Origin of the sequence: Rhodococcus sp. 06-462-5 (assembly GCF_002258315.1) — a bacterium.
Lineage (GTDB): Bacteria > Actinomycetota > Actinomycetes > Mycobacteriales > Mycobacteriaceae > Rhodococcoides.
Genome location: NZ_NOYD01000029.1, coordinates 223891 through 232147 on the forward strand (window position 1 = coordinate 223891; position 8257 = coordinate 232147).

An 8257-nucleotide genomic window follows, 5' to 3' on the forward strand; every position below is an offset into this window, starting at 1 on the left:
ATCATCACCCTAGCCGCGCCTGCACCCGCAGGTTCCTCGCCAGGTGGTCTCGTTGCTCGATCACCAAGCGCCGCAGGGCAGCCGGTGCCCATTCGTGCTCGGTGAGCCAACTGTCCGCTGCCTCTGTCGACGACTGCTGCGGGAACAGGCGGACGACGATTCGCCTCGCGATCTCGATACTGCGCGAGGTCCACAGCGACGAGATGACCTCGAAGTACCGAATGTCGTAGGGCTTAGTCAGGTCCGGTCGGTGCCCGGCCCCGAAGCCGGTGATGAAGGCGTCGAGAACATCGTTGGACGCATCGTCGCGCTCGGTGATGGCAGCCCACGCCCTCGCCTTGACCTCGGCAACGGGTATCGCCGTCGACGCCGCGGTGTGTGCGGTGCGTCCCGACAAGGTGTCGTCGGAGGCCAGCTCGGCGTCGAGCTCGGCCGAGGTCGCGTTCCCGGTTGCGGCCAGGGCCAGCCAGAACGACCAGCGCTGATCGGGATCGAGACGTAGGCCTGGCACCGTCGCCGTGCCGTCGAGAAGTGCGCGCAGGTCGGCTGCGCGGGAACCGTCGAGTTGCGCCGCGGCGGCGGTGGCTCGACCCCACACCAACTGGGCATCGCTGCCCGGCTCGCTCGCATGCAGTTGCGTCCACGACGCCTCGAGCCACTGCCGGGTCGGTTCGGCTCGGCGGTCCTCCGGGAGGTAATGCTCCAGGGCGTATGCCACGTTGGCCGTGACTGCCGACAGTAGGCCGATCTTGGGCTCGTTGGGCGCGAATCTGGTTGCGATGTCGATGTATTCGAGTGCAGACATCTCGGCGTCGCGGGTGGAGTTCCACAGTGCTGACCACACCAGGCCTCGGGCAAGGGGATCGACGATGCGATCGAGGTGGTTCCGCACGGTGGTAGTCGAGCGCTCGTCGAATCGGATCTTGGCATACGTCAGGTCGTCGTCGTTGAGCAGTACCAGTGCGGCATCGGGCAAGTCGACCGGCGTTCGTGCATCGGTGATGTCGAGTTCTCGGCGGTGGGTTCTCGTCAGATTCCCCGCCTCGTCGAGATCGTAGAGCCCGACGGCAATTCGGTGCGGCCGCGGATCTGTCTGCTCGACGGCATCGCCGGTGTAGCTGAGCGTGGAGACGCCGGTGGTCTGCAGCCATGCTGCGGCCCAGGTGTCGAGGTCGCGCCCGCTCGCGCTGGACATCTCGCTCAGCAGATCGGTCAGCGTCGTATTGCCGAAAGCGTGGGCTCGAAAGTAGTTGCGGGAAGCGGCGAAGAAGGCGTCGGCACCCACGAACGCCCCGAGTTGTTTGAGGACGCTCGCCCCCTTCGCGTAGGTGATGCCGTCGAAGTTGAGCTTGGCGGCCTCGAGGTCGGTGATGTCGGCGACGATCGGGTGGGTGGTCGGGAGCTGGTCCTGTAGGTAGGCCCACGCTTTCCGGCGGTTCGCGAAACTGACCCAGGCATCGGTGAATCGGGTCGCCTCGGCCGACGCGTACGCACCCATGAAGTCCGCGAAGGATTCCTTGAGCCACAGGTCGTCCCACCACTGCATCGTGACGAGGTCACCGAACCACATGTGCGCCATCTCGTGCAGAATCGTGTTGGCGCGGGCCTCGTATTGGGCTTCGGTTGCCGCAGAACGGAATACATACGATTCGGTGAACGTGACGAGCCCTGGATTCTCCATCGCGCCGAGGTTGTATTCGGGGACGAAGATCTGGTCGTACTTTCCGAAGGGGTACGGGTAGTCGAACTTGTCGTGAAAGAAGTCCAGGCCACGCTTCGTGATGTCGAAGATATCCTCGGCGTCGAAGAATTCGGAGAGCGAGGCTCGACAATACGCGCCGAGAGGGACGGTGAGTTCGCCTCGCGTCCAGGACGATTGGACGCGGTGATACGGACCGGCCGCAACTGCAGTGATGTAGGTCGATATCGGTAGGGTCGGCGCGAAGGTGGTGACCGTGTCGGCAGTGACTCCCTCGCGGTTCGACAGCACGGTCCACGTCGGTGGAGCCGTGACCGTCAGAGTGAAGGGGGCTTTGAGGTCCGGTTGCTCGAAGTTCGCGAACACTCGGCGCGCATCGGCCGGCTCGTACTGCGTGTAGAGATAGACGTTGTCGTCGACGGGATCGACGAATCGATGCAACCCTTCACCCGACCGGCTGTACCGTCCGTGCGCGCGAATCCGAACGATGTTGTGCTCGGTGAGTCCGACCAGTCGAATGCGTGCGCCGTCGTAATCGATCGCCGCGTCGATGCCGTTGACGGTGACCTCGACGACTGCTTCGCCGATGAAATCCACCCATGTCGCAGCGGTGGTCGCGTCGAATTCGATGTTCGTCACGGTCTCGAAGGTGTCGAGGTCCGTGTCCTCCGCGCGCAGAAGATCCAGGTGAACGCGATACTTCACCCCACCGATGTGGCGCGATCGCCTGCGAGTTTCGGTCCGGGTCAGATTCGCGGTGCTCACCGAACCAACCCTATGCGATCGAATCTTCACAGGGTCGGTGCAGTGAAGTAGTGGCGTCCGAGTGGATCGACGATGTGCAGCACCCCTTCCGGTAGTAATTCGGTGTGCCACAGTTTGCACGTTTTCAGGTTGTGGTGGAGTCGACAGCGGGGGCCGATGTTCGTCGGGATCGTCCAGCCCCCTCGCTCCGGATTCTGCCGATCGAACTCGACGATGTGGTCGAGGTCGCATCGGTCCGAAGGCACGTCGCATCCAGGATGCAGGCAGTACGGATGGTCTGCGCGAACCCGCGCCGCGAGTGCCCTACTCGGCTTGTAGGACAGTGCCCCCGGGGGCGGAACCGTCATGCCTCCATGTCCGTCGGGGTAGAGCGCGTGCTCGCCGAGGGGATTGCTCTCGACGACTGACCGCCAACGCTCGATCAGCGTCCCTCCTCCCGGCCGCAAGCGCGAGGCAACGCCCGGCGGCGATGCCTCGTCGGGTTGTGCCGTGTCCTTGGGTTGTGCTGTGTCCTCGGGTGGTTGCGTGGCCGGTGACGGTTGCCTGACCGGCCGAACCGGCCGTTGGGGCACGGATTCAGCACTCGCGCTTGATGTCTCGTCGGCTGTGTCGCCGGCCGACGCCTCGGTCGCGCCAGTGGGCTGCGGCTCTTCGGATTCGGGAATCGCGACGTCACCACGAGCGGTCAGGCACGGTGCACACTGGCACACCAGTGTCTCGCCGCGCATCAACGCATTGTGTGCTTCGCCTCGTCGTTGATCAGGGGATCGAGGATCCTCCGGGTGTAGTCGCGCGATCACGGCGTCGATCCGTGAAATCTGTTCGTCGGCTTCACCGTCGGTCATCACCGTGGTGAGACTGGACAGTCCCCGTGCTCGTCTCCGCAACCGGATTCGCTTCTCCGTGCGCGCGGCACGCTTGCGCACTTCGCGGTCCCAATCCGGATCGGCCTCGATGAGCAGTCGATCGATTTCGCGCCCCAGAGCGCCCGGAGCCATCTCTCTGGCGGCCTTGAGAACCTCGGCTTCGATGTCGACCACCGTGGTCGGACGAGCGTGGAGCAAGTGATCGTGAATCGTCCTGACCCGCTCCATATCGAGCGAACCGTCGACGAATCGACGCTTCACCGATGGCTGCAATCGGCGCCACATCTGCACCTTGTTGTTGACCGACGCGAAGGTGGACGACATTGCCGCTGCCAACTCGCAGATCGCCGAGCTGTAGAGATCCTTTTCTGTCACGCCGGTGTCCCACGGCGATGCGCATGCCGTTCGGCCGCGAACATAGTCGTCCATGAGCGACAGTTCCGATGCGGCAGCAGCGTTGATCCTTCTGCGCGCACCGAGAACGTCGGCGAGAGCAGAGTGATCGTCCGCCATCCACGTCGACTTGCGTAGCCCCATGTCACCCCCCAGCGACGAAGGGCCGAACACGCATTCGACCCGATGCCGAGAAGTGTAGAACCGGCCACCGACAAGTTCTGTCGCCCCTGGTCGAGGCACTCAGCGCGAGCGAACAGCCAGGGCGATATCGAGAGCGAGTAGGTAGTGATTGATGTCGATCGCTGCCCGAGAGCCTGCTGCCGCGGAATTGATCAGTTGTGCCGGCGAATCCGAGACATTCCCCGCTGCCCACAGTCCGTCCACGCTGGTGCGGCCGGTCGGTTCGGTTGCCACCCATCCGCTGTCCAGTCGCGCGCAGCCGATCCGGATGAGGAGAGCGTCGTTGGGCACGAACGTCGGGCCGACGAAGACGACAGCTCTGGGAACGAGGCTGCCGTCGGTGAGTTCGACGCCGGCGACGCTGCCGTCCTGCGTGAGGAGCCGAGAGACGGGGACATCCACGATTCCGACCGATCGCGCGTCGAGTGCGATCCGTTCGTCTTCGGTCAGCTCGATCCCGTTGGTGAAAAAGATGACGTCCGAGGACCATTGGCGAATCAGCGAGGCCTGATGGACGGTGAACGGTCGATTCGATCCGCCGATCACGGCAATGGGTCGATCTCGCACCTCGTAGCCGTGGCAGTACGGGCAATGCAGTACCCCTGAGCTCCAGTGCTCGCGTGCGCCCGGAATGTCGGGCAGCTCGTCGCGGAGACCGGTGGCCACCAGCACCGACCTCGAATCCAGGACCGATCCACTCTCGAGGTGGACCGTGAATCCGCCGTCGACACGGGTTACGTTGCCCTGCAACAACTCCCCGCCGTAGCGGAGCACTTCCCGGATTCCCTCCTCGTGTAATTCCTGCGGCGATGCGCCATCACGCGAGAGGAAACCGTGAAGATGATCGGCAGGCGCATTGCGTGGATGCCCGGCGTCGATCAGGACCACTCGCCGGCGAGCGCGGGCCAATAGTGTTGCGGCACTGAGCCCGGCGGGTCCGCCGCCGACCACCACGGTGTCGTACGTCAAGAGGGCTCCTCGAAGTCGATGGGCTAGGATCCGAAGATAACAGAACTGTCAACTGGTTAACAATATTGGTGGTGACGATGACCGACGCATCGCTTCGTGAACTGACCTGCGCCCGGTGGGCCGAGTTCGACCCCGAGCTGGACACGTCGCCGATGCAGGTGGTGGCCCAGATCAAGCGCATCGTCGCGCTGCTCGAGCTGGCCGTCGAACCGATCTACGACGCCGCCGACGTCACCGTGGCCGAGATGGAATTGATGGTGCCGCTTCGCCACGCGGTCGAGCCCGCGACGGCGGTGCGGCTGGCGGAGCTGCTCGGTATGACTCGCGCCGGAGTCAGCAAGGCGTTGGGGAAGCTCGAACGTCGCGGCTTCCTCGAGCGCGTCCAGAATGCCGAGGATCGGAGGTCTGCCTCGATCACGTTGACCGATGCGGGCAAAGATGTTGTGGACGAGGTCTTTCCGCGCGAGCTTGCAGCTCACGGCCGATTGTTCGACGCATTGGGTGCGCGACGGATGCAAGTCCTCGAAGCGCTGGACGTATTGGCCGAGTCGATGGATGACGCTGTGTCCTCGCAGTGACGATGCCATCGAGCAACAACGCCGCTACGCTTTGCATCACGTGCAGGGGGACTCCGAAGGAGGCGAAGTGAACACCTTCCAGAAATCGGCAGCAGCGTTCAACAGGGTTTTCATGGTCGTGATGAAAGCGCCCGTACTCGACAGGGTTCTCGGACGTTCGATGGGGATCCTGACCTACACCGGCCGAAAGTCCGGCAAGAAGATCTCACTACCACTGGCTATCGGCCGGAAAGGTGATCACCTGAAAGTCCGGGTGGCTATGCCGGACAAAAAGAACTGGTGGCGAAACTTCACGAACGATGGCGGCGGTCGCGTCGACGTCGACCTCGGCGGCGTTCACCACACAGGCCTGGCGACGGCGACCCGCGACGATCGCGGGCGGGTGACTGTCGACATCGCTTTGGATCGCTGACTGCGCCGTTGGCTGTTGCGTCAACAAAGGTTGACATGTGTCGGTCTGTCAATTTAGATTGACATCATGACCGAAGCCACTGCACTTGCTGCCGCAGCCGCCAGTTCCGATCCGGGGGAGGGGCTGCGTGCGGTAGCCGCTCTTCGGCGGTTGTTGGAGCGCCTGGAGGCCGTTCAGGTCCAGAATGCTCGACGCAACGGCTGGGCCTGGCAGGCAATCGCCGACTCGCTCGGAGTCAGCAGGCAGGCAGTCCACAAGAAGCACGGCGGAAAGGCAAGGTAGGCACCATGTTCGAGCGATTCACCAAGTCGGCCAGATCTGTCGTCATCAGCGCTCAGGGTCAGGCCGGGGCGCTGCGTTCGCCCCGAGTCGAGCCTGTCCATCTGTTTCTCGGCGCGCTGTCCGTCGCCGACGAGCCACTGAAGACGGCGCTCGGCGCGGCCGGGTTCACCGTCGACGGAGTGCTCGCGGACGTGCAGTCCCAGGATGCGCGTGCGCTGAAGTCCCTCGGAATCGACCTGGACGCTATCGTCTCGACGATCGACTCCACTCTCGGGCCGGGTGCGCTGAAGGGCGCACAGGCGTCACCGCATCATCTCCCTTTCGGCCCATCGGCGAAGGAAGTGTTGAAGCTGTCGCTGAAGGAAGCCGTCGAACGACGGGACCGCGAGATCGGCGTCGAGCATGTTCTTCTCGGTTTGGTTCGCGGTGCCGATCGGTCATTCACCGAACTGGTGCATCAGCATTGTTCGCTCCAGCAGTTGCGATCGATTGTCTCGCTCGTTCGTACGCCGTAGCTCTCGGCCGTCCGCGACTCTACGATGGCGCCATGAACTTCTTGATTCGGCTCGTGATCAACGCCGTTGCCATTTGGGTTGCCAAAGAATTCGTGGACGGGATCACTGTCACCAGTTCGGGGCGCGGCGACGGGTGGGACATCGTGGTGCTGCTGGGTATCGCGGCCGTGTTGACGATCGTCAATGCGTTCATCAAGCCGCTGGTGAAGCTGCTGTCACTGCCGTTGCTGATTCTGACGCTCGGGTTGTTCACTCTCGTGATCAACGCGTTGATGCTGTTGTTGACGGGCTGGCTGTCGTCGCAGACCGGCTACGGTCTCGAGATCGTCGGGTTCGCCGCCGCGTTCTGGGGCGCGATCATCATCTCGATCGTGAACTTTCTGCTGGGCGCGTTGGTGCCCGACAAGCGTTAGGCGAAAGCCAACGCCACGCCGGTGCTCGCGCCCCAGACGAGCATCGCCAGGCCCGAATCGCGCAGTGCCGGAATCAGCTCGAATCCGTGAGCTCCCTTGCGCACCGGGGAATTCGCGCGAGCGGCGAAGGGAAGCGCGAGCAGGCCGACCAGTGCCCACGGGGTGCGCGCGATCAGAGCGACGGTCATCGCGAACGGCACCACCAGCAGCGCGAGATGCAGGTAGCGAGTGCGGGCGTCGCCCAATCGCACTGCGAGCGTGAGCTTTCCCGACTCGGTATCGGTGGGGATGTCACGGAGGTTGTTGGCGACGAGCACTGCACTCGAGAACGAGCCGACGGCAACGGCAGCCAGCACACCTGCCCAGTCGATCTGCTCGGCCTGCACGAACTGGGTGCCGAGCACGGCAACGAGACCGAAGAACACGAACACGGCGATCTCACCGAAACCGCTGTAGCCGTACGGCTTCGAGCCCCCGGTGTAGTACCAGGCACCGGCGATGCAGACGAGTCCGACGATGACCAGCCACCATGCGCTGGTCGCAGCCAGGACCAGTCCGGCCACTGCGCCGATTGCGAAGCAGCCGATGGCCGCCTTCTTGACGGCCCCGGCGGACGCGGCCTTGGAGCCGACCAGTCTCAGTGGCCCGACTCGATCGTCGTCGGTGCCGCGGATTCCGTCGGAGTAGTCGTTGGCGAAGTTGACGCCCACGATCAGAGCCAGCGAGACGATCAACGCCAACAGCGCCTTCCACCACACTCCTCCGTCCAGCGACACGGCCGCACCGGTGCCGACGAGGACGGGGGCGATCGCATTCGGGAGTGTGCGCGGTCGCGCGCCTTCGATCCATTGCGCAGTGGTGGCCATGAGCGACGATCTTTCCGTATCTGTCCGACGGGTGAGAACGCGGCCGGTCAGAACGGTAGGCGCGGCAATACCGGCAGCGGGATGACGGGCATCTGGACACCAGGAATCTGGGGCAGGGGCACCGTGGGTGCAGGCGGAGGTGCCGGCGGGTAGTAGTGCGGCTGCTGGTACTGCACGTAGGGCGCGGAATCGGCGGCAGCGGGTGGAGGCGCGGTGGTGGTCGGCTCCAAGGCCGCGTCCGCCGGGGCCGTCAAGAAGGCGGCCATCGGCTGCTTCGCAATCGGCGCAGTGGCCGGACTGGTCCTGGCTGCGGGTC

9 protein-coding genes and 1 pseudogene are annotated in these 8257 nt (G+C 64.1%); 5 read left to right on the forward strand and 5 right to left on the reverse strand.

What is annotated here, in order from left to right; genetic code table 11:
* Positions 1–4 precede the first annotated feature (4 nt).
* From pepN to CH251_RS16470, 3 genes are all read right to left on the reverse strand, one after another.
* Positions 5–2464, reverse strand: a complete 2460-nt coding sequence (gene pepN, locus CH251_RS16460) for an aminopeptidase N (RefSeq protein ID WP_094614063.1) — start codon at positions 2462–2464, stop codon at positions 5–7.
* Between the two features lie 26 nt (positions 2465–2490).
* Positions 2491–3897: an HNH endonuclease signature motif containing protein gene (locus CH251_RS16465; protein WP_143544976.1), complete on the reverse strand. Its 1407-nt coding sequence runs from the start codon at positions 3895–3897 to the stop codon at positions 2491–2493.
* A 69-nt stretch (positions 3898–3966) separates the two neighbouring features.
* Complete coding sequence (locus CH251_RS16470) at positions 3967–4875, reverse strand: NAD(P)/FAD-dependent oxidoreductase (RefSeq protein WP_094614065.1); 909 nt, start codon at positions 4873–4875, stop codon at positions 3967–3969.
* A 77-nt stretch (positions 4876–4952) separates the two neighbouring features.
* Between CH251_RS16470 and CH251_RS16475 the strand changes: the two genes are divergently transcribed.
* From CH251_RS16475 to CH251_RS16495, 5 genes are all read left to right on the forward strand, one after another.
* Complete coding sequence (locus CH251_RS16475) at positions 4953–5453, forward strand: MarR family winged helix-turn-helix transcriptional regulator (RefSeq protein WP_094614115.1); 501 nt, start codon at positions 4953–4955, stop codon at positions 5451–5453.
* 67 nt (positions 5454–5520) lie between these two features.
* The gene (locus CH251_RS16480) at positions 5521–5865 is read left to right on the forward strand and encodes a nitroreductase/quinone reductase family protein (RefSeq protein WP_094614116.1); all 345 of its coding nucleotides are present in this window, start codon (positions 5521–5523) and stop codon (positions 5863–5865) included.
* A 66-nt stretch (positions 5866–5931) separates the two neighbouring features.
* Positions 5932–6147: a helix-turn-helix domain-containing protein gene (locus tag CH251_RS16485; protein ID WP_094614066.1), complete on the forward strand. Its 216-nt coding sequence runs from the start codon at positions 5932–5934 to the stop codon at positions 6145–6147.
* 5 nt (positions 6148–6152) lie between these two features.
* Positions 6153–6662: a Clp protease N-terminal domain-containing protein gene (locus tag CH251_RS16490; protein ID WP_094614067.1), complete on the forward strand. Its 510-nt coding sequence runs from the start codon at positions 6153–6155 to the stop codon at positions 6660–6662.
* Between the two features lie 32 nt (positions 6663–6694).
* Entirely contained in the window at positions 6695–7075 is a 381-nt protein-coding gene (locus CH251_RS16495; protein ID WP_094614068.1) for a phage holin family protein, read from the forward strand.
* Here the strand turns inward: CH251_RS16495 and CH251_RS16500 are convergent.
* Positions 7072–7941, reverse strand: a complete 870-nt coding sequence (locus tag CH251_RS16500; protein ID WP_094614069.1) for a 1,4-dihydroxy-2-naphthoate polyprenyltransferase — start codon at positions 7939–7941, stop codon at positions 7072–7074. The two genes, CH251_RS16495 and CH251_RS16500, sit on opposite strands and share 4 nt — an antisense overlap.
* 47 nt (positions 7942–7988) lie before the next feature.
* Positions 7989–8257 (reverse strand): annotated as a pseudogene (locus CH251_RS28150) (hypothetical protein); the annotation flags it as partial.